This is a genomic window from Enterobacter sichuanensis (assembly GCF_009036245.1).
GTDB classification, from domain to species: domain Bacteria; phylum Pseudomonadota; class Gammaproteobacteria; order Enterobacterales; family Enterobacteriaceae; genus Enterobacter; species Enterobacter sichuanensis.
Window position 1 is genome coordinate 2505126 of the sequence record NZ_CP027986.1, and the last position, 21516, is coordinate 2526641.

A 21516-nucleotide genomic window follows, 5' to 3' on the forward strand; every position below is an offset into this window, starting at 1 on the left:
CTTTTTCCTGTGGATCTAACCGCAAAGAACGGCGGCGCGGGCAGGGTCAACGGCAATAAGCCCGGCCAGTAACTTATCCATCACCGGTGTAAGACGGGCCCTGTCAGCTTCACTGCGACCCGCTTTCAGTCGCAGAAGTTTCAGATGCCGGGCCTGTACTTCAAACAGCAGCTCAGGCTCCCAGACACTAAGGGTGATCTCACCGGCTCGCTCCCCCAGCTCTGCAAACAGGTGTACAGCCAGGTCATTTTTGCCGTACTGCTCAGCAATACGCCCCATCAGCAGGCGCAGCAGCCACTTCTGGCGTTCGGTGGTTATGCCCGGGCGGGTCTGTAGCCATCCCAGCGCCGCATCCGGGCCCTCGCTGTCCGCCAGCGCCACGGCTTCCGGCTCCAGCGTCAGAATGTCATCGTTTCCACTGGACACGTGCGCGGAGGGCATGTCATTACCCCACCCGTCCGCCGTGTCCAGCACGCTCTGCCGGATCCAGTTCAGCGTCACCTCATCCGCAAACGGCGTGCCGTCGCTGAAGGCCAGCGTTTCGAGCCCGGAAAGGCGGGTCAGCAGCCCTTTGAGGTCAGCGGCGATGATGTCGGCCAGTGTCTCCTGCCCGGTTTTCGTCAGCGCCTGATGGATATACCACTGCAAATCCAGCCACAGGTGATTAGCACCACGGGAAAAGGCGCTGTCGGCCGTTTCCAGCATCTCAGCCCAGTTCTGCTGCAGGTAGAGGCGTTTGAGCAGCGCGCGCTGGTCCGCCCGTGGCGGTTCGATGCGCGTACGGCCCTGTGCATCCGGGGCCGGAATGGCCCACAGGGTGTCATGCCGTAGGCTTTTCATCAGATGGTGCGCTGACAGCCAGCCGTCAGTCTGTTCGCGCAGGTATTCACTGAGCGTCCGGGCCTGCGCCAGCAAATCCTGGCCGGAGGTGATCCGCCCGATAGCCGGGGCATCGCTATGGCTCGCCATGGAAGGTATGTCACTGATACCCGCATTCTGCGGGACCACCGCATCCACCCCGCCTGCCTTCTGCAGACGACTTTCCAGCGCACCATACAGTGCATTAAGTTCAGGCGGCTCGTTTTCGGTAAGCTGCGCTATCAGCAGCAGCGCCCCGGTGGTACGCACGGCCTCTTCCCGGACCACTTCCGGGTACAGGGAAAGGGAGTCGGTCATACGCGAACCGGCCAGCCACTCCAGCGCTGCCGTGCGGCTGCGTTCCCGCCGGGGATGCAACTGCGCACCGAAGCGGTCTATCAGCCCGGCCAGCAGTTCGAGTCCTTCAGCCAGCCCCTTTTCACCTTCCCGGTGAAGTTTCGCCCAGCAGTACCAGGTTACCACACGGATATCTTTCGCAACGGTGGTTAAAATCTTTTCTGCATGCTGGCAGATAAGCGCAGTGTCTGCGCCAGAGAGCTTATTGATTTCCTCGCGAATTTGCTGGAAGTCATCATCATAGCCCGGGTCTTCACCAGCGGGCGATGAACCGGACAGCGGCTGCAGCCAGCGCTCCCAATGCGCCACGCGTTCCCGGGTGGCGGCAAGCAGTGGGACCTGTTCGGCCTGGCAGACGCTGAGTAAGGCGTTCAGCATGTTCATCAGTAATTCTCCCCCTCATCAGCGGTAACAGGGTCTGACACGGCCATGCCGGTTGTGCTGAAGATGGTCTCCGGCAGGCGGAAGTTGCGCAGCTTCAGCAGTACCAGCGGTCCCTCTCCCGCTTCGGTACGCAGGGTGTAATTGAGCGCGCGACCATCCGGGGCTTTCCAGCTCAGGCTGTAGCTGCTGTCGGCCCCCTGGTAAGCGCTGACCACAGCCTTATCGAGCAGGCGTATCCAGCCCCAGCCGCCGGGGATATCAGCATACTGGCGGGTCCCGGCATGGGTGCTTATCCAGCTTAAGACCGCGCCGGGCGCCTCCGTATCCGCAGGCCAGCAAAAACGCTTCCACGTCGGCATCTGGTTCACGTAGGTGAGTTTCTGGCTATCGATAATCAGGTCTGTCTGCATCACACCATCGGCAGTGCCAGGACGCAGCTCGAAGTTCATCCCGGCGTTGCCTTCGGTGAAGGCCACATCCGAGATATGGCTCAGGGTGTTGACGGCATTAATGAATGCCGGGTTAAACACCAGCCCCTGGGAGTTGATACTGTCCGGCATCCAGTGGTTACCCTCTTTATGCAGCACACCCCTGAGGCGCGTCTGCAGGAACTGGGCAATCCGCCCGGAATCCGCATTGAGGTATTTCGCCAGCAACGGCAGAGAAACATCACTGGTGGCGTTGTTGAACGGATAACGACCGCCAAAGGCACTGTTCCACTCAGCCACCACCGCCTGTTGCCACTGGGCATTAAGACTCTCCGCCGCCGGGGTCAGCACCTGCTGCCAGGCCTGCTCCATCGGAGTCACAAATACCGAGCGGCCAAAACCGCTCCACTCCTGCCCCAGACCGGCGGCAATCAGGCTGCCGTAGTCGCGGGTTTCGGTCAGGTCGACAGCTTTGCCCTGGAAAACCGTCTGAGCAATGGTCTGGGTCATTGCCTGCGGGTCAGCAGCATTGGTGACCTGCTGCAGGCGCAGACGCACCTGGGTCACCCGGGTCAGGTATGACTGCAGACTCTGCACCTGTTCGCCGGTGCGGCTTTTATCCATCAGCGCCAGTACCGGGCCAAAGGTCGCATCCAGCGGACCATGGACGCCGGCGCTCTGGTCAATCGCGTCCTTATCGTCACCACCCAGCAGGTTTTTGGCTGATTTCACCAGTGAATCGGAAATCGCCTCGCCGGTCTGTCCGGTACGTCCCTGCACGTTCAGGGTGTTCATCAGCGCCACCAGAGGCGACTGACGCACGTCGGCCATCAGGGTCAGCTGGTCAATGGAGTCCGACAGTGTGGCTGCCGGGTTCCAGCGCAAGCTGTTGAGAAATTCCAGCCATGCACCACCAAAATCGGCAAAATAACGCGCCGTCAGGCGATTTTTAAGTGCTTCCGGAGAGATTTCATCCTGCTGACTGACCGGACGTTTACTGTCAGTCAGCACCCAGTCGAGCTCGTCTCGACGCGCCTTCACCACTTTTTCAATAGCAGGTTGCACCGCCTGCTCCCAGGCTTGGCGGGTAAACATCCCGGGTACAATTTCCGTGGTGCTAAACAGGCGGGCAGCATCGGTATCGCCGGTCATGTCTTCGAGACGCATATCCACATAGAGATGCGCCACCTGAGAGAGCATTTTCTGGTACAGCGTCGATTCACTGTTACGCACGCCCATCAGGCGAACCAACAGCGACCGCGCCTGACTGACCATGTTCTCATCGGCACGGAGCTTCCACTCCGGATGCGTGACCAGCTGCGAGCCAAAGAACGACAGCAGCGACGGAGCCATGCCCTGCCAGATACCGTCTTTCACGCCGTCACGTTTCGGCCAGGACTGAAGCAGTGCTTTGCTGAACCAGGCCACATCCATATGCTCAGGACGCGCCAGCATCAGATAAAGTTTCAGCTGGTCATAGGCCATTTTTGCCCTCTGCTCGCGCAGCGGGCTATCCGGCGGCAGCGCATTAAAGGCATTAAGCCGGGTCTGCAGGTGAACCGCGGCGGCATCACGCAGCAGCGGAAAGGCACTGTCCTGGTAACGTGGCCAGAGTGCCGCCAGCAGTGCATTGTTCTGGCTCAGCCCGGCCTGCTCATACCACGGCACGCCGTGCTCTGAACGGTACTGCAGGCGGGCCAGTGTTTTCTGAAGTTCAGACAGCGCGTGCAGGCGCTGCTCCGGCGGCTGATTTTGTCGGAAAGCCAGCGCAGCCTGGGCATTCGCGGCCTTAATCTGGCTGCGGTTGGCCACATACGCGATACCCATCCACACCGCCCAGCCCGCCATCGTCAGCGCAGCAACAGACGCCATCACCGTGCGCCACGGAATGCCAGGCTTAACGGGACGCAACGCGGCAGGGAGCATCCGGACCGATTCAGGCAGCACATCCCAGCGCCTGTCCATGCCCCAGTGATGTTGCACGTCACGCTCTGCACCGGCAGAAGGCTGGCTGAACACCACACCGGCCAGCGGCAGCGGACGGTACGGACTGAGCATCACCGACAGCGGCGCAGTCACACTCTCCGGCTCGCGGATAAGCTGGTCGGCAAGCGCCAGCAGGAAGTTGTGTTTCACATCATTACAGGTCTGCTGCAGGCCTTGCGAAATCAACTCCGGCGTCAGGGCAGCAAGCTGTTCTGTTAACCCCTCTGTACGGCGCCCGACGGGCAGCAGGCAGCCTGTCGCCTGCACGATGCGTCCTTCCGGTTTACCGGCGCGCGGATGCAGGGACCAGACGTACAGAGGGAGTTTCCAGCCCAGCGCATCCATGCGACTGTTGATGGCATGAGACAGGGAATCCATGGTGCTTTCCGAGGGAACCGGTAGTGGTTGCTCCAGTCCCGGCGCTGAAAGCTGGTCAAAGGCTGAGGTGACCCATACCAGACCATCCACCGGACGGCGTCGCAGTTTGCGCAGCGCGGTCAGCCAGGCGCTGTCGACTGGGGTATTGAGGTCACCGCCCCACAGCAGCAATGTCCCGCGATCTTCCTGCCAGAGCTGGGTGGTGAGGCTGGGGGTGAGTTTTTCAACGTCTGTGGTGGTGCCGGTTATCAGCAGAATGCGCGTTTTGCGTCCCCAGCGACGACCATAGAGGTTACGCATGGCTGTACGGATGGTGTCGACGGTGACGTTGCGTGGTGCGGTCTGTTTGAGGCGACCTTCATCAGCAGGCAGCACATTTTTACGCTGTGCCTGAAAGCGATGCCAGCCCTGCTTGATGGCAAGGCCAATTGTTTTACCATGACGAAGCATCATTAACAAAAACAAAGCACCGGCAAATGCCAGACTCTTCAGAAGCGTAGTGAGCAGCCCAACCTGATCGCCAAAGTTCCAGATTAACCAGGCAATTCCCCCTGCAATGAGGGAAGAGAACCCCAATCTGCCCCAGCCTCCCCGCCATGAAGAATTACCTGTTGTCATTATTTCGGTTCCCTGTTTGCACTGTATTAATAAATTTCTGATCGCCATCTGTAGAAAGCATCAGACAATCTGCTTTCTGGATATTCACAATATCGCTAACTATTGCAGCCATGATCCATGGAGAAAAGGGGCCGCTAAGCCCGGCATATTTTTCCAGCCAGTGGGTTTGTTCAGGTTTCCAGCGTCCTGCGTGTTTAATTGCCGCTTCAAGCAGGTCCGGAAATAAATCTCCCCAGGCGGCCTGATCGCCGATGATATTTTCTGTGGTGCAGGCCTGAGTTTGTGTTGACAAAAACGTTTCCAGTGATTTCTCAATATCACCTATATTTAATGACATTGGCCGTAGCAGGCAGGCATCATGTGTAAGATGATATTTAGTGGCAACATCGTCTGATGTCAGCAGCAGCGCGACCAGAACATCGCTATATTGTCTTTCCCCCTGAATCTGATGTACCAGAATAAGATCTACATCCAGCGTTAGCGATTTGATCCGTTCTTCCAGCCAGATAAAGGTCTTTCCGGTCTGTATATTCAAAACAGGGACAGGGCGCAAAGGAACTGAGCCCTGCCAGACCTTTGCAAATTCGTTCTGAAGTGTCAGGACATCAGTCTGCGAATCTGTCAACAACGTGACGCTAAGGGGTAAATCCGATGGAACCTTAGCCAGGGCATCACCAGCACATTCAAGTAGTTGCGAGAAGCAGCTTTCGGCAGTTGGGTAATGTAAATGCCGCGTCAATGTTGTGTGCTGCATCTGCTCAGCAGATGCCTGCAAAAAACGATATGGCGTCAAAGCATCCGGAAAAATGACACTGCTATGCAGCACAGCAATGTTGCGCCCGGCCCATTCAGTCCATTGTTGCTGGGCATAATTAGCTTCATTAGCCTCGAATTCGTACTTTTCATACGCACTGTTATAGAGCCAACCCCGCAGGCAAAGGAAGAAAAACCAGATAACTATTGGACTTGCGGTTACGGCCCAAAGATTGAATTCCTGTAAAGGTCCCGAAAGCTTGTTAGCATGCAGGACGAACAGCATCACACTCCCTACAACCGCAGTAAGCCCCAATATAAGCCACAGAACAAAAGAAGGTTCTTCAGGCTTCCCGGATACCGTTGATTTCTCACGCTCCCAGCTCATTAATTATCCTATTACACAATCCGGTGCGCTGGATATCAGCTGACAACCACATTCACAGCGGCAACCATCCACAGCAATCGCTTTACCGTCTGAGGACCATTCAGGCGAACCTTCAATAATTGAGTTGATGCCATGACCAATTATTGGGCAGCTAACTTTATCCCCAATCAGTGCAACCTTTTTACCATTAACTATCATGGTGGATGAAGCAGATATAACCTGACCACCATGGGTAGTTTTATCACCGAGTAATACGAAGCCTTTGGACATAACAATTTTCCTTTTGCTATAAAAAAATAATCTATTGACTGGCTGTACGTTTTCAATAATCGTCCAGAAAACCAGATTCGGATCTTTCTCTGGCGATATTTTCACAAATTGCTGAGATTCAATAGTTCTTATTTCCTGTAAACGGCATCAACGCCACTTCTTGCCGAGCCACAGTTCTTTTCGTCAGGAGAGTTATTCAAATCCTTACAAATCATAAAATCACCCAACACTTTTAAGGCACTGCCTTTCTTCGGGCTGGATAGTTTCGGTTCTACAAACGGATATGAAGCATCGCCATGCGATACGGTAACAGCACGATTCATTTCACCTTTAACATCGAAGGAGGTGATATTAAAATCACCAGAGAGATTTATTTTTATTAAATCCCCCTTATCAGTAGTCACTGAATAAAAGTAGTCATCTCCGGCAGGATATTGTACAACTTCCAACCCTGCATCGTATTTGTTAAAAAGTAGTTTGTTGTTCTCACTGCCATTGTCAATATTATTCTCCGATACAGCATTCGTAGTAAAAACATACCAAGCAGGCTTTGATCGTCCCTCAAGTAACATTGCTATTTCACGTTCATCTTCAAAAACATAAAATTGTTTTACTTTATATTTAACACCACTTATATACGGCAACAAAATTTTATTCACAATTCCACTTCGTGCATTAAATGATAATATCGCAGAGACCCCATACCCATCACTATCTTCGATAGATGCACTGGTATATAAAGCATCTCCCTTATCAGAAAGGGAAGCAAAATCGCCAAGTGATTTAAGTGAATATTTAATGCTTTGGGGAAGTGAACACCTTTTAACTCATTTTTATTCACGACCTTTGATAAAAGAGAGAAATGCTTATCAAAAAGGGCAATGGTTATATTGTTTTTATCGTTAAAAAACTCGCCGAGGTTTTTCTGATGCATCGAGTTTTGCACCGGAAAAATTAACCTTGGACACAGAATTATTCATGCTATAAGAGTAAATATTTACCCCGTCGGTAAAGACACAATGACCATCATTTGAAGAAACAATAACATTGTTTATGGGAGCAACACTGGAGTACACATCTCTCGATGGAAATAGCATCTTCTTAACACCAGACTTAACATTTGCAACCCATAAATAACTACTTGCCCCACCCACCCCGCCACAGATAATCCCGGTAGTAGCATTGAAGTCCATGCCGCCTGACAAATTGTATCCAATTAGCATTCGTTCTTTTAACATCTGAACCGTTCCACAAGTACAGATTGAGGTTCTTAATGTCTTCAACTAGATAATGCTGACTACTCGCAAGAGCACTTAATGAAGATAGCAACGAACAAAAAACAAGAATAATTTTAGAAATAGTTAAGCGCATAGATAAATCCTTACTAATTTTAAGCTAATTGTTAACTACGCAGCGAAACACACCAACATCATAATTATATACATCATCTTCTGGTTTCGGATTAGGTGGTGAAGATTGTCTGAAAATCGTTAACGCATATTGGTCATCCCCACCTACAGCTCCGCGCTGAACTTTCCTCTCACCTTTAGTTGGTCCCTGTGGATCTTTAACCGGAGAATGCGAATAATAATCTGATGCATACCAGTCATTCGTCCATTCTTTTCCACTTAAACCCATATCATAAAGGCCTAACGGATTGGGTGGGTATTTACCAATTGGGTATATAGGAAGATATAACCCGCCTGTATATTGCTGCAATTCATCATATGTTGGATGATTCCTACCCCGTTCTATTTTTCCATTATCAGTTGCAAAGGGTAAGTACTTCCCTTCTGAGCGCGCGGCATACTCCCAATGAGCTTCTGTCGGTAAATCGAATTTTTTTCCTGACAGCTCCCCTAGCCATAGGCAATAATCCTTTGCTCGCTGCCAAGTAACACTTGCAGAATAATTGTCACTTAGAAGCAACGGAGAGCCTTTAGCAAGAATATCAACAGGGGGGGAGGGTTACCTGTCACATCCAGATATGTTTTATAGTCAGCATTTGTGACCTTATATTTCGAGATCATAAAACTGCTAAGAACAACCTTATGAAGTACTTTATCATCTTGTTGAATACTAAAAGGTAATTTTTCCCCGATCAGCGGACCAAAGTCTCCCATTAGAAAATCACCACCTTTAACACTCACCATGCTTGCAATTGATTTATCAACAAGTTTATTAGCTAATTCTACATTCCTTGATGAGCTATCACAGGCAACCATTGTAAAAATAAGTAAGAACAATATTTTTTTTGCATTTCTGTTTTTCATTACAGCCTGCCTTATGCCATTTGTGTATTGGAGTTGTGATTGTCATTTATCAAGGCGATATATTGTTTCATTTCGTCGTGAGGAATTGGTTTAAAGGGCTCATCAGGATCAACTGTGTCAGGAAGTCTTTCATAAAGTGTATGTAAGTTTCGTTCATATTGGGTGGAAAAATTCCCCATAAATTCAAACTCAGTCGTCCCTAAGAAGTGAAACAATGCCTTTTTATTAACTTCTGCACTACCCTTTCCTTCTGCCGGTATAGCTGTCATATGTTGCATCACATTATTATAATCCGCTTTACTCTGCACCCATTTGAAGCAATACATTATTGCTGTTTTCCTTAACTGCATCACCCCCCATTTTCTTGTATCTTTTTTTTTGATTTCTGTGGTCTATCATATCCAATGCATTGACATCCATTCACTGCGATATTATAGAGCCTTTTGTTTCTGGTGGTGTATATTTCAACTGGTCTGGATTAGCAATAATGCTTTTCATTAGAGCCACGCGTTTATCTTCGTTATCAAGAGCCTGGGTGAATTGTCTTAAAATCCCACGAATGTCACTATTCAGATGATTAAACATTTCAGCACCAATTTGAATCTTCTCCGCAGCTAATATTATTGGTATAGCGCACAGTGACTGAAATGAGCCTGGTTGCATCATGTCCTCAAGCTTCTGGTAGTCAACATTTCTGAGCATATACATAAAACTTTTCATAAATGCCGCAAATGAATTACCGTCAACTTCAAAGCCTAAAGACCCTTTGGCACCAACACCCCAGCAAAGTGCTGCCTTACAATAAATTCTGAAGCGGCTGTTAATATATGTCACGTAGAAAACGGCAGATCCACCAGCCCCGGCCTGAGCAGTTACTCCAAGAGACAGTTTGGCAATTGCTGTGAATTTTTTCTCTTTGGCAACAATTTGCTTATTACTATCGTGAGCAATTTGCTTGTCGTCACAGGATGCGGATCAAACCATTCAATAGCCCCGCTGACATTGCCGCCTGCCTGAACGCCCGCAAAGCGCCTATTTCTCCCCCAGCCTGAACATCTGGCTGGGGAAGGGTCAGATTAATCTGCCTCTGACCTGGAGGTGGCGGAGGCGTCAGTCGTGCCGGGCTTCCCTTAATTCCGTAGCCCTTACCCATTTCGCCACTAAAATCAGCTTCCACACCCAGCTCAATCCCCAGGCTTGCTCCGGCATTGCCGGACAAAACCGCATTGATCGTGTAACGAATAGCCCCCATATTACAGACATTACCAACTGCACCCGCAGAGGCTCTGGCAGGAAACAGCAACGCTATACCAAGTCGATCGGGAATAAAAAATTCAGCGGACGCCTTCGCCTCTCCCAGGGCAAAACTTGCGTGGCTTTCCATCTTTGCGGAAGCTTTCTTTTCTAAAGGATTAAATTCTGCAGACAGCCCGACTCCCTGGCTGTAGCGCATCAGTTGAGCCTGTGCGCTGATGTCGACATATTGATGATAAGTAGACTCATCTTCCGGCGTATCGTTTTCTTTGGGCCAGGTAAGCCCTTTATTCATTTTTTTCGCCCAGTCAGTCAGAACAACGTTACTGTTTTCTAACAGCTCATCTTCAAACTTAAGACTGACCGAGGCTTCTTTTAATTGTTTCCAGAGCTCTGTGGTATCTATTTTCCCTGACCTGACTGTTTTTTTGGTTTCATTACCGTCCGCATCAATACTTATGACTTCTTTATTTTCATATTTAATGAAGCTGGCCTCACTACTTTTCTTATCCACTTTACTGAGTTTGTATTTCCGCCAGTGGCTGCGAATTTTATCGGAGCGGACATAGGTACTTTTAAATCCGGCGGTCTTCTGAAGAGGAATCAACTCCATAAGACCGATAGCCGACTCTTTAGAGTTTTCATCAAGCAATTCACCCTCGGAACATTTGCAGTCAACGCTTTCAGCTCAGCCTTTAATTTCTCATTAGCCTCATTGAGTTGTTGATAGGCACTCTGAAGTTTACTGTCATAAGCACGTTGTGTTTTTTACCTGCCTGAGTCAGCATCTCATAATTGAGGTCATCCAGAGCAATCTGCGCTTTTTTCTGCTCTTCCAGCAACGCTGTCATTTTCAGCTGTTCCTGTATGAACAAGTGGTTATCTCTGGCGTCTACGCAGAGTAATGTTGCGCTACCTGGGTGAAAATAAACCTGAGGGCCATGCTCTCCGTTGACAACAGTGTTTTTACTCACGTTATCCAGACTACTTTGCTGTGTACCTTTAGTCATCTTCTAAGTCCCTGAATTAGCCACCGAGCAGTTCAATATTGAGGTCCAAAATCCCCCATTAAAAATTCACCGCCTTTGACAGGACCCGTGTTTGAGACTGATTTCCCCACTAATTTACTGGCTAATTCTGATTTTTTGAGGAGTTGTCACAAGCAATAAGAGTGAAAGCCAAAAGAATGAATATTTTTATATACAATCTTTTAAAAGGATGCCCTACACCTTTCCGTAAACTGATTCACATAAACGCTGTTAGCCATTAGAAAATGGGAACCACAGATAAGATTATTAATTATTTGTTAACCACACATCGGAACACATACTGTGGACCAACACCATATTTTTTATAATCATCTTCCTTCCCGATTTTAGGTACCGGTAGTGATGACTGTCTGAACATTGTCAAAGCGTACTGTCTGTCACCACCAACATTTCCCCGTAATACTTTTTCGTTTCCTTGTATTGGTCCTTGAGGATCAATAACTGGAGAATTAGAGTAATAATCTGCTGCATACCAATCATTGGTCCATTCAGAACCACTAAGACCCATATCATACAGGCCTAAGGGATTTGGAGAATATTTACCAATTGGGTAAATAGGAATGCCTAAACCATCAGTATATTCATCTAGTTCATCCTGACTAGGGACATTTTTTCCTGGAGTGAATTTACCATCATTGGTTGCGAATGGAAGATATTGTCCCCTAGACCTCGCTGCATACTCCCACTGAGCTTCTGTCGGTAAATCAATTTTTTTACCTGAAACTTTTCCTAACCATTGGCAATAATCTTTAGCCTGTTGCCAAATGACACCTACCGGGTAATCATCTTTTAGCAAAGATGGATGCCATTTTGCCATTATATCCATAGGTGGTTCTTCTTTCCCCGTAATCTTCAAATACTCTCTATAATTACTATTTGTAACCTTAAACTTCGATATCGAAAAATCACTTAAAACGACTTTATGTAATTTTTTATCATCCAGTTGAACACTAAAAGGCAGTTTCTCCCCCACTAAGGGTCCAAAGTCCCCCATCAGGAACTCTCCTCCCTGAACAGGAATCATGTTTGCAATGGAACTATTAACGAGTTCCTTGGAGGATTTATCATTGGATTTATCGTTGGCTTCAGCATTTCCTTGATCACATCCGGTCAGAAAGCAGGGAATTATAACAATCGTAATTAGTTTTTTATTCATATCAGGCCTTAATAAATCATCAAACCATCATGGTATTTTCAGGATGTTGTTCATCAACCATTGCCAAGTATTCTTTCATTTCATGTTCAGGAATGGGTACGAAAGGATCGTCAGGATCAACAAAAACAGGCAATCTTCCATAAAGCAATGCAAGTTTCTCGCCATAATTAGTGTAGAAAAATAAATCACGCTCCCCTATCCCTAGAAACTTAATAACATCCTGTTCGTTAAGTATGTTATTACCCTTTCTCTTTCCTGGTGATGTAGTTAGATGCTGCATAACATTATTGTAATCAGACTGACTTTGTACCCATTTTAACGCCTTAAATACAGCTTGTTTTCGTTTTTTTAATGGTCCGATGAGCCAACTATTACCAGAGAAGAAATCATTATTCTGATTTCTTGGGTCTATCCAGTCAGCCCAGTTGATATCGATCAATATAGCGATAACAGCACCTTTCGTTTCTGGTGGTGTATATTTAAGCTGATCGGGATTGCTTAAAATACTATTCATTAATTTCACACGCTTATTTTCATCCTCAAGATCTGCTTCAATGCGTTGTAATATCATCGTCATATCTTTAAGCATAGCATCAGCAGCTTGTATTCCTTGGGCGGCTATAATGAGAGGGATCGCGCATAAAGAGCGAAACGCATCCACAGCCATCATTTGCTCCAGCTTCTGATAGTCCACATTGCGGAGCATATACATAAAACTCTTCATAAATGCCGCAAATGAATTACCGTCAACTTCAAAACCCAAAGACCCTTTGGCACCCACTCCCCAGCAAAGTGCTGCCTTACAATAAATTCTGAAGCGACTGTTAATATAAGTTACGTAGAAAACGGCAGAACCCCCTGCCCCGGCCTGTGCGGTCACACCCAAGGATAAGGTAGCAATCGCAGTGAACTTCTTCTCTTTGGTGACAATTGGCTTATTCTCTTCATGTTTAACATTACTGTCATCATCAGGATGCGGATCAAACCATTCAAGAGCACCACTAACGTTGCCACCCGCCTGGATGCCAGCAAAAACACCTATTTCTCCGCCTGCCTGGACATCTGGCTGTGGAAGGGTCAGATTAATCTGCCTCTGACCTGGAGGTGGCGGAGGCGTCAGTCGTGCCGGGCTTCCCTTAATTCCGTAGCCCTTACCCATTTCGCCACTAAAATCAGCTTCCACACCCAGCTCAATCTCCAGGCTTGCTCCGGCATTGCCGGACAAAACCGCATTGATCGTGTAACGAATAGCCCCCATATTACAGACATTCCTCACAGCATCCGCAGAGGCTCTGGCAGGAAACAGCAACGCTATACCAAGTCGATCGGGAATAAAAAATTCAGCGGACGCCTTCGCCTCTCCCAGGGCAAAACTTGCGTGCCCTTCCATCTTCGCGGAAGCTTTCTTTTCTAAAGGATTAAATTCTGCAGACAGCCCGGCTCCCTGGCTGTAGCGCATCAGTTGAGCCTGTGCGCTGATGTCGACATATTGATGATAAGTAGACTCATCTTCCGGCGTATCGTTTTCTTTGGGCCAGGTAAGCCCTTTATTCATTTTTTTCGCCCAGTCGGTAAGAACAACGTTACTGTCTTCTAACAGCTCATCTTCAAACTTAAGACTGACCGAGGCTTCTTTTAATTGTTTCCAGAGCTCTGTGGTATCTATTTTCCCTGACCTGACTGTTTTTTTGGTTTCATTACCGTCCGCATTAATACTTATGACTTCTTTATTTTCATATTTAATGAAGCTGGCCTCACTACTTTTCTTATCCACTTTACTGAGTTTGTATTTCCGCCAGTGGCTGCGAATTTTATCGGAGCGGACATAGGTACTTTTAAATCCGGCGGTCTTCTGAAGAGGAATCAACTCCATAAGACCGATAGCCGACTCTTTAGAGTTTTCATCAAGCAATTCACCCTCGGGAACATTTGCAGTCAACGCTTTCAGCTCAGCCTTTAATTTCTCATTAGCCTCATTGAGTTGTTGATAGGCACTCTGAAGTTTACTGTCATAAGCACGTTGTGTTTTTTTACCTGCCTGAGTCAGCATCTCATAATTGAGGTCATCCAGAGCAATCTGCGCTTTTTTCTGCTCTTCCAGCAACGCTGTCATTTTCAGCTGTTCCTGTATGAACAAGTGGTTATCTCTGGCGTCTACGCAGAGTAATGTTGCGCTACCTGGGTGAAAATAAACCTGAGGGCCATGCTCTCCATTGACAACAGTGTTTTTACTCACGTTATCCAGACTACTTTGCTGCGTACCTTTAATCATTTTCTAAGTCCCTGAATTAGCCACCGAGCAGTTCAATACTGATTTTGCTTTTTGCCGCACCGTATATTTCAGCCGTTTTACCTTCACTGTCAGTGCGCCCTTCATAAACAGCACCATCGGCAGTGGTGATCCGGTATCGCGTGTTTGCCAGTTTGTCCCCAGACTCTTTATCCTGTGCAACAAAACGCTCACTATACCCTTGCGGAAGTTCAGGTTTAGGGGCGTCATAGTCCGCGCTTCCCATTTTCTGGACATTGGCACACTTCAGTAAAATATTGCCCGGTGCACCGAGTTCCATATTCCCACCAGCGAGTTTCATAAATGCACCGTCACAGTTAACGACCAGTTCTGTTGCACCCGTGATTACCACTTTGCCTTCTAAACTGGTCACTGTGACGTCTTTCTTCGCAATAACCTCCATCGCATCATCCTGCGCCTGGATTTCCACCCTGCCCTTAGCGGCAAAAAGCTTCATCCCGGCCTTTCGGGCCAGCATGCTCACAGCTTCGCCCGCCGCCACCGTAAAGCGCTTCAGGGCGCTAATATCAGTATTCTGTTGGGACATAATGCCTACACTGGCAGTACCGGAAGCTACCCGCACCGCCTGCGGACTGGTGATGCTCACACCATCCGGGGCATTCAACATGATCCCTGGTTTAGCCAGTTCTTTGAGAGCTGCGTTGAGTGTTTGCTGACTTGCAGTATCTGCTGGTAGAGCTTCAGCCCCTTCAGCAGCAGATGACAAACTTTTTGCTATCGTCAGAGCATTTTCAAGCTGGGCAATAGCCTCTTTCATAGAGAGCATCTTTTCCCCGGCCAGTGGTTGTTTATCGGCTGTGATAAACACCCCGGCCCCTCCCCGAATGCAAACATGTCGGTCAGTACGAAGTTCAGCGCCTTCGCCGCGAAGTTTCCTGGAAGCGTCAACATTGTGCCCTAAATTAAGCTGCGTCTTACCCCCGTACTCCGTGCTGAGCTTGATATGCTCCTCACCCCGTTTGTCCTCCATCCGCAGCTTGTTCAGGCCGGCTGTACGAATAACATTTCGCGTGCTGTTGGCTTCCGTGACGTGGTCAACGTGGCGGGAGTCGTGCAGAGCATGCGCAATATACGGTCGGTCCGGGTCGCCTTCGTGGAATGCAATGGCAACTTCAGTGCCCTGTATCAGCGGGAAGTGGAAGCCGTATTTATCGCCACCGTAGGGTTTGGCGAAGCGTACCGGCATACTCTCCATCCCCTGACGCTTGTCGTCGCGGTCGGCATCAAATTTCACCCGGTACATGCCCGATGCATCCTGCCAGGCGTAGATATCGTTGTCTTTGCCGCTGGTGACGCGGGCCATCAGGGTGCCGCTCACCACCGGGCGTTTTTTCGCTTCCGGCCGCCAGCAGCGGTTCTCGTAGTACGGCGTGGCCACCCAGTCCACCTTCAGCGCGTTCCTGCGGCTGGCGGTGTAGCCTGCGCTGATAATCACGACGCCGTTTTCCGTTTCCCGGGGCAGCGTCGGGGGTATGGCTGTTTCGGTGATGGTCAGCACCTGTGCCGGGCCGAGGGTGTGGTCGGTGCTGCTGCCGGTTATGGTGGTCTGATTCGACAGAAAACGCTCATGCTCCAGACGCGCCCAGAAATTGCCGGTTTCCGCCGCCGGGTTTATCTTGTCGCCACGCTCAAGGTGACGCGGACGGTAATGGTACACATCGCCGTAGGTGTTTCCCTCGCCGTCACCGCGGGTCATGTCCGCCGGCACCGAGGTCAGGATGTTCTGCGCTTCACGGTGGTTATAGTCGCTGGCCGTCACCGAGCGCGCCACCACGTTATGCCGGACATTCACCCCCCACACCGAATCAGCGCCGTTGTCATTCGCCCCTGACGGGCTGTTCAGCGGCAGTTTTTTACCGAACGTCCAGGCACTCTGCTTGTCCGCAAAATGCACCACTTCTGTCAGGGTGTCGGGCTGCAGGGTAAAGAAGTAAAAAATCCCCACCTCGGCCAGCAGGCGCTCAATAAACTCAAGGTCGTTTTCCTGGTACTGGTTAATCTGCTCGCGTTTCGGATAGTCGGCCCTGAGGGTGAACTCATACTCCCAGCCCCTGAGACCATGCTCCTGAAGGACTTCTGCCACCACTTCCGGGACCGATTTGTTGACGAAAAAGCGATGGGTGCGGAACTGGTTACCCAGCAGCGCCAGAAACGGTTCAATAATAATCTGATAGGTAGCCTGGTCACGTGAGCCACTGATGCGCTTAAAATGCGTGACCACGCCATGGACAACCTTCTGTCCTGTCAGCGCCATCAGTGGCCCCGTCCCCATGGTTAGCGTGGCCAGTTTATTCAACAACTGCGTGGCGTCAATGTTCAAATCGCTACTGGTGAAGCGAACGTTGTAGTAATACAACTCACTCAAAAATTCTTTACCGCTGAACTCTTCCACATCCAGTGATGAGGTACATGAAGGAATATCCAGGCGATAGCGATTCAACCCCGCATCCGTAACGGCGGATAATGTTTTATTCAGCGTATCTGTCAGACTCATGATGATTGGCTCCTGAAACACCCTGTTATCCATAACTCGTTATATGCCCACAGGCAAAGCACAGTTTTAATCAGGGGGAGTACTCAGTGAGTACGGAAGAATGATTACAAATCAAGTCCTGATAAAATTTACGAGAGTTTTAATCTGTAATACAGTTATTTTAATATTACTCATCAAATATTTCGCATCGATACCGATGGGAAATAACCAGTTTAAAAAATATTAAAGTATTTTTTTAAATTACAAGTGAATGGTATTCTCCATTACTATTCGGAAACCTGAATCGAACCATAAGGCCTTGCAATCTCACGATCCGTCAAGGGGAAATTATAAACTTTTCCATGTCCCACCCCGACACCGACAACAAATTTCCGTGGCGCATCATCATATTTTTTTGATATTAATAAATATTCAACAACAAACTGTCCCTCATCAGGAAAATGATAAAAAGAAGGAGGGATACATAATTTTCCATCAGCGATGGTCAGGCCAGGGGAAAAATTAAAATCTTTTTCCTTCGAGGGTGTCCCACGTGGGTTTATTCCTATATCAGCGGGCTGATAGTCCTGGGCATCGGCAATGCTAAAACAGACGTTTTCCCCCTGTTTGCTAACAGAGGTGGTTTCATTGGGGATAAACCTGTCACCCGGTCCTGGGCATCCCGTTAATATCAACAGGCACATGCCAGAAAGTACAACAGGAAAAAATAGACGAAAACCAGGCACTTTTACCATGGGAATCCTCGTAATGCAATTTTGTATTGTTTACGTATTACTGACTCAGTCGTATCGCCATCAAGCGTGATTGTTGGGTTTTTACCTCCCCACAATCGATGCCACACTTTATATCCCTGTGTTTGTAACGTAAAATCATCCGCAATAATCTGCGCCTGTTGTTCCATGGGATATTCACTTAACAGGCGACCATCAAGGGTATAACGATAGCTGACCAACCAGCTTACCAGGCCCCTGCCAATGACATTCATTCCTTTCGTCCGTTGCCAGACATGGCTCATTTCATGAATAAACAGATGCTGCATATCATCGGTCGACTGCGAAAAGTCATCATGGTACTGGTTCCGAAAATAGAGCTCACCGTTCGGTGTCATCGCCGTATTTTCATTTTGCAGATTAAAAGGAAGATAACTGGCTTTATGGATCCAGACTTTTGGATACTCGATAGTAGACGCAAATACCGACTGTGCCAGTTTTATTTCCCCCGTCGTCAGCAATCTGAGACCGCCTTCCTTTAAATTCTCCTTATCGTGTTTTTTCTCAGTCATGAATAAACTCCATCACAATGCCCTCTCCCTTATCCCATCCGAGCATCAAAGAGTTTGGTTTTTGCTTCGCCGTCATACGGGTCAGCAACTGCTGGCTCAGCACAGGCATAATTTGTTGATTGAGCAGGCTGTCGACGTTGCGCGCACCGGTATCCGGCAGCAGGCAGGCCGCCGTCAGCGCGTCATACAGGCTCTCATCGATTTTAGTGGTCAACCCGTAGTGACGGTGCAGGCGCCGGCTCACCTGCCCGAGCTTCATTTCCACGATGGTGCGCATGGCGCTCTCGCTGAGCGGCCGGTAAATCACCGTCTGGAAGCGGGCCAGCAGCGCAGGCTGGAAGTGGTCGCGCAGCAGCGGGCGCAGCCGTTCATGCAGGTCGGATTCGGTGGCCTCCGGCTGTTCCTCCAGCAGCTGCATGATGTGGTCGCTGCCGAGGTTCGAGGTCATCAGGATAACGGTGTTGCGGAAGTCGATTTCCCGGCCTTCACCGTCGCGCATAAAGCCGCGGTCAAAGACCTGGTAGAACAGGTTCATCACATCCCGGTGTGCCTTCTCCACCTCATCGAGCAGGACCACGCTGTACGGGCGTTTGCGCACCGCTTCGGTAAGAATGCCGCCCTGACCGTAACCGACGTAGCCCGGAGGCGAGCCCTTCAGTTGCGACACGGTGTGCGGCTCCTGGTATTCGGAGAGGTTAATGGTAATCAGCGATTTTTCACCGCCGTACAGCACGTCTGCCAGCGCCAGCGCGGTTTCGGTCTTGCCGGTGCCGCTCGGCCCGGTCAGCAGGAACACGCCCTGCGGACCGTTCTCCGGCGCCAGGCCCGTTTTACTGGCGCGCAGGCGCTCTGCGATGGCGTTCAGCGCTGCGTCCTGGCCCACCACGCGCCTGCCCAGGCTCGCTTCCAGGCTCAGCAGCTCCGTCTGCTCATCCTTCATCAGCGAAGAAAGCGGCACGCCGGTCCAGTCGGCAATCACCGTGGCAACGGTGCGGACGTCCACATCCAGCCCCAGCAGCGGGCTGGGCTGCTGAACAGCCGTGAGCTGGTTCTGCAAATCCGCCGTTTCTGCCTGGCGCGAGATATCTGTGCGGCAGGCAAGAAGCGCTTCCGTCAGCTTCAGCTCCTGGCCGTACTGCGTTTCCAGCTGGTCAAGCTGCAGGATAATACGGACTTCGTCCTGTTCGATGGCGGCAAGGCGTTCGCTGTGGTTGCTGTTGCCCAGTGCGGTATCTTCCAGCAGCGCCTGCTTCTCCATATCCAGGGCCGTGAGCTGCGCCTTCAGGCGGGTCAGCGGCTCCGGCACCGTATCAAGACTCATGCGGATGCGGGCGGAGGCGGTGTCCAGCAGGTCCACCGCCTTATCCGGCAGCTGGCGGCCTGTCAGGTAGCGGCGGGAGAGCGTGACGGCGGCGCGCACCGCCTCATCGCTGATGTGCACCCCATGGTGCTCAGCGTAGCGGGATTTCAGGCCCCTGAGCATCAGGCAGGCGGTTTCGTCGTCCGGCTCGTCCACTTTCACCATCTGGAAGCGGCGCTCCAGCGCAGCATCGCGCTCGAAGTACTGCTTGTACTCGCTCCAGGTGGTGGCGGCAATGGTGCGCAGTTCCCCGCGGGCCAGTGCCGGTTTCAGCAGGTTGGCCGCATCGGCCCCGCCCGCCTGGTTACCCGCGCCAATAATGGTATGGGCCTCGTCAATAAACAGCAGCACGGGCAACGGGGACTGCTGTACCGCCTCAATAATGTTCTTCAGTCGCTGTTCGAACTCGCCCTTCACGCCTGCCCCCGCCTGCAGCAGGCCGAGGTCGAGGGTGCGCACGGAGACGGGTTTCAGCGCGTCCGGGACGTTGCCTTCCGCAATGCGCAGCGCCAGCCCTTCCACGAGGGCCGTCTTGCCGACTCCCGGCTCGCCGACCAGAATCGGGTTGTTCTTGCGGCGACGCGACAGGATATCCACCATCTGGCGGATTTCATTGTCACGGCCAAACACCGGGTCGATTTTACCCTCACGGGCGCGGGCGGTGACGTCGAGGGTGAATTTATCAAGCGCATTCTGCAGCGCCGGGTTCAGCTCACCCACTTTCGGTTCTGCATCAGCAGGACGCCCGACAAATTCAACTTCCCCGACACTGGCCAGCTCCGCCTCCAGCTGTACGTCCGGTCGCTCATCGGACTGCGCGTCCAGCAACGGACGCAGGCGCTCCAGCTGACTCCGGGCGAGCGTCAGCAGCGGCCACACACCATCGCAGCGAACCAGATTCTGTTTTTCAACCAGCGCCATCAGTAGGTGAACACTGCGGATCTGCTCTTCACCACTGAGCGAGGCAATCATCCAGGCGTCCTGCATCAGCGTCCGGATGTTCCCGGAGAGTTGCGGTCGCTGGCGTACCGAACGAGGTTGTTTGTCCAGCCAGCCGAGCAAATCCTGCCACAAGCTATCCATATCCCACTCGTAACGACGGGCCAGCACCGTCAGGTCACCCTCGCCCTGCTCCAGCAGTTTCAGCAGCCAGTGTTCAGGCAGGATTTCCGCGTGGGCGCGGGTCTGGCACAGGGAAGCGGCGCCTTCCATCGCGCGGGCGCAGTAAGGGTTCAGACGACGTAACAGGATGGCTGGATTTTCCATGAGATTCTCTCTTTGTCGGTTCCTGGACACGCTACCGCCCCTCGCTGTTCACCAAAGCGCATAAGGTCAGGCAGGCAATTGTGTTTTTCTTTGCTGAACGCCCGCGTCTCAGGCGCTCAGCAAAAAACTGCGGACAGGAAAGCCCTGCCCGCCTCAGGATTACGCGGTGGCGCGTTCGTTCCAGGAATCGGAATGAATGATGTTGCCGTCCTTGTAGGTCCAGGTGATTTTTTCGTAGCGCAGCTCCACGCGCTCAAGATGGTTGTGTTTCTCTTTGGAAGGATCCTTGATGTCGTACATTTCAGGATTCACTTTCACCACTTTCACGTTCTCAAGTTTGGTGTTGAAGTACTCCACTTCCTGACCCGCGTCGTTGATTTTGTACCACTTGAATTCAGCAGACTTAAGGGTCTGACCGGTGGTCACCGCCTTGTACAGATACGGGCTGGAGGAGTCGATTTCCTTGGTGAACAGGAACGGCGTGTGGATACGCGTGCCGGTCAGCTTGCCGGTGTTGTTATCGGTCGGGATGTACAGGTTGTGCTCCTGTGCCACCACTTCGATACTGCCTTCACGATCCTGAACGTCCACAGACCCTTTAATGTCCGCGCCGCCGTCGTCTTTCAGCCAAAGATAAACAGGAATTGCCAT

Annotated in this window: 15 protein-coding genes and 3 pseudogenes; all 18 read right to left on the reverse strand. The window is 50.6% G+C overall.

What is annotated here, in order from left to right; genetic code table 11:
• Positions 1 to 15: 15 nt before the first annotated feature.
• Positions 16 to 1599: a type VI secretion system protein TssA gene (gene tssA, locus C1N69_RS12070; protein ID WP_047958779.1), complete on the reverse strand. Its 1584-nt coding sequence runs from the start codon at positions 1597 to 1599 to the stop codon at positions 16 to 18.
• Entirely contained in the window at positions 1599 to 5009 is a 3411-nt protein-coding gene (locus tag C1N69_RS12075) for an ImcF-related family protein (RefSeq protein WP_155031272.1), read from the reverse strand. Before C1N69_RS12075 ends, tssA begins: the two co-directional genes overlap by 1 nt.
• Complete coding sequence (locus tag C1N69_RS12080; protein WP_155031273.1) at positions 4996 to 6150, reverse strand: hypothetical protein; 1155 nt, start codon at positions 6148 to 6150, stop codon at positions 4996 to 4998. The genes C1N69_RS12075 and C1N69_RS12080 overlap by 14 nt, the downstream gene beginning before the upstream one ends.
• A gap of 3 nt (positions 6151 to 6153) precedes the next feature.
• Complete coding sequence (locus C1N69_RS12085; RefSeq protein ID WP_095440520.1) at positions 6154 to 6420, reverse strand: PAAR domain-containing protein; 267 nt, start codon at positions 6418 to 6420, stop codon at positions 6154 to 6156.
• Positions 6421 to 6548: 128 nt separating this feature from the next.
• A complete protein-coding gene (locus C1N69_RS12090; protein WP_155031274.1) occupies positions 6549 to 7079 on the reverse strand; it encodes a hypothetical protein in 531 nt (176 codons plus the stop codon).
• A 243-nt stretch (positions 7080 to 7322) separates the two neighbouring features.
• On the reverse strand, positions 7323 to 7658 hold the full coding sequence (locus tag C1N69_RS12095) for a hypothetical protein (RefSeq protein WP_155031275.1): 336 nt from the start codon (positions 7656 to 7658) through the stop codon (positions 7323 to 7325).
• A gap of 157 nt (positions 7659 to 7815) precedes the next feature.
• Positions 7816 to 8645: pseudogene (locus C1N69_RS12100) on the reverse strand (formylglycine-generating enzyme family protein).
• 59 nt (positions 8646 to 8704) lie between these two features.
• Entirely contained in the window at positions 8705 to 9043 is a 339-nt protein-coding gene (locus C1N69_RS22940; RefSeq protein WP_244956295.1) for a hypothetical protein, read from the reverse strand.
• Between the two features lie 73 nt (positions 9044 to 9116).
• A pseudogene (locus C1N69_RS22790) lies at positions 9117 to 10146 on the reverse strand (hypothetical protein); the annotation flags it as partial.
• Positions 10147 to 10642: 496 nt separating this feature from the next.
• Entirely contained in the window at positions 10643 to 10957 is a 315-nt protein-coding gene (locus C1N69_RS22795) for a hypothetical protein (protein ID WP_167514964.1), read from the reverse strand.
• A 41-nt stretch (positions 10958 to 10998) separates the two neighbouring features.
• A pseudogene (locus tag C1N69_RS22945) lies at positions 10999 to 11091 on the reverse strand (formylglycine-generating enzyme family protein); the annotation flags it as partial.
• 155 nt (positions 11092 to 11246) lie between these two features.
• Positions 11247 to 12152, reverse strand: a complete 906-nt coding sequence (locus C1N69_RS12115; RefSeq protein WP_155031276.1) for a formylglycine-generating enzyme family protein — start codon at positions 12150 to 12152, stop codon at positions 11247 to 11249.
• A 19-nt stretch (positions 12153 to 12171) separates the two neighbouring features.
• Positions 12172 to 14424, reverse strand: a complete 2253-nt coding sequence (locus tag C1N69_RS12120) for a hypothetical protein (RefSeq protein WP_155031277.1) — start codon at positions 14422 to 14424, stop codon at positions 12172 to 12174.
• Between the two features lie 16 nt (positions 14425 to 14440).
• Complete coding sequence (locus C1N69_RS12125) at positions 14441 to 16957, reverse strand: type VI secretion system Vgr family protein (protein ID WP_155031278.1); 2517 nt, start codon at positions 16955 to 16957, stop codon at positions 14441 to 14443.
• A gap of 266 nt (positions 16958 to 17223) precedes the next feature.
• Positions 17224 to 17691 carry a putative T6SS immunity periplasmic lipoprotein gene (locus tag C1N69_RS12130; RefSeq protein WP_244956296.1) on the reverse strand — a complete coding sequence of 156 codons (468 nt, stop codon included), beginning with the start codon at positions 17689 to 17691 and terminating at the stop codon, positions 17224 to 17226.
• Positions 17685 to 18239 carry a type IV secretion protein Rhs gene (locus C1N69_RS12135; protein ID WP_155031279.1) on the reverse strand — a complete coding sequence of 185 codons (555 nt, stop codon included), beginning with the start codon at positions 18237 to 18239 and terminating at the stop codon, positions 17685 to 17687. The genes C1N69_RS12130 and C1N69_RS12135 overlap by 7 nt, the downstream gene beginning before the upstream one ends.
• On the reverse strand, positions 18232 to 20865 hold the full coding sequence (gene tssH, locus C1N69_RS12140) for a type VI secretion system ATPase TssH (protein WP_155031280.1): 2634 nt from the start codon (positions 20863 to 20865) through the stop codon (positions 18232 to 18234). Before tssH ends, C1N69_RS12135 begins: the two co-directional genes overlap by 8 nt.
• 159 nt (positions 20866 to 21024) lie before the next feature.
• Positions 21025 to 21516 (reverse strand): type VI secretion system effector Hcp, encoded by a 492-nt coding sequence (gene hcp, locus C1N69_RS12145; protein ID WP_023325816.1) that lies wholly within the window; start codon positions 21514 to 21516, stop codon positions 21025 to 21027.

What these genes read in the sequence shown, in the direction of transcription:
- tssA (WP_047958779.1), bottom strand. Translation starts at nt 1,599, where the DNA reads ATGAACATGCTGAACGCCTTACTCAGCGTCTGCCAGGCCGAACAGGTC.
- C1N69_RS12075 (WP_155031272.1), bottom strand. Translation starts at nt 5,009, where the DNA reads ATGACAACAGGTAATTCTTCATGGCGGGGAGGCTGGGGCAGATTGGGG.
- C1N69_RS12080 (WP_155031273.1), bottom strand. Translation starts at nt 6,150, where the DNA reads ATGAGCTGGGAGCGTGAGAAATCAACGGTATCCGGGAAGCCTGAAGAA.
- C1N69_RS12085 (WP_095440520.1), bottom strand. Translation starts at nt 6,420, where the DNA reads ATGTCCAAAGGCTTCGTATTACTCGGTGATAAAACTACCCATGGTGGT.
- C1N69_RS12095 (WP_155031275.1), bottom strand. Translation starts at nt 7,658, where the DNA reads ATGTTAAAAGAACGAATGCTAATTGGATACAATTTGTCAGGCGGCATG.
- C1N69_RS22940 (WP_244956295.1), bottom strand. Translation starts at nt 9,043, where the DNA reads ATGCAGTTAAGGAAAACAGCAATAATGTATTGCTTCAAATGGGTGCAG.
- C1N69_RS22795 (WP_167514964.1), bottom strand. Translation starts at nt 10,957, where the DNA reads ATGACTAAAGGTACACAGCAAAGTAGTCTGGATAACGTGAGTAAAAAC.
- C1N69_RS12115 (WP_155031276.1), bottom strand. Translation starts at nt 12,152, where the DNA reads ATGAATAAAAAACTAATTACGATTGTTATAATTCCCTGCTTTCTGACC.
- C1N69_RS12120 (WP_155031277.1), bottom strand. Translation starts at nt 14,424, where the DNA reads ATGATTAAAGGTACGCAGCAAAGTAGTCTGGATAACGTGAGTAAAAAC.
- C1N69_RS12125 (WP_155031278.1), bottom strand. Translation starts at nt 16,957, where the DNA reads ATGAGTCTGACAGATACGCTGAATAAAACATTATCCGCCGTTACGGAT.
- C1N69_RS12130 (WP_244956296.1), bottom strand. Translation starts at nt 17,691, where the DNA reads ATGGTAAAAGTGCCTGGTTTTCGTCTATTTTTTCCTGTTGTACTTTCT.
- C1N69_RS12135 (WP_155031279.1), bottom strand. Translation starts at nt 18,239, where the DNA reads ATGACTGAGAAAAAACACGATAAGGAGAATTTAAAGGAAGGCGGTCTC.
- tssH (WP_155031280.1), bottom strand. Translation starts at nt 20,865, where the DNA reads ATGGAAAATCCAGCCATCCTGTTACGTCGTCTGAACCCTTACTGCGCC.
- hcp (WP_023325816.1), bottom strand. Translation starts at nt 21,516, where the DNA reads ATGGCAATTCCTGTTTATCTTTGGCTGAAAGACGACGGCGGCGCGGAC.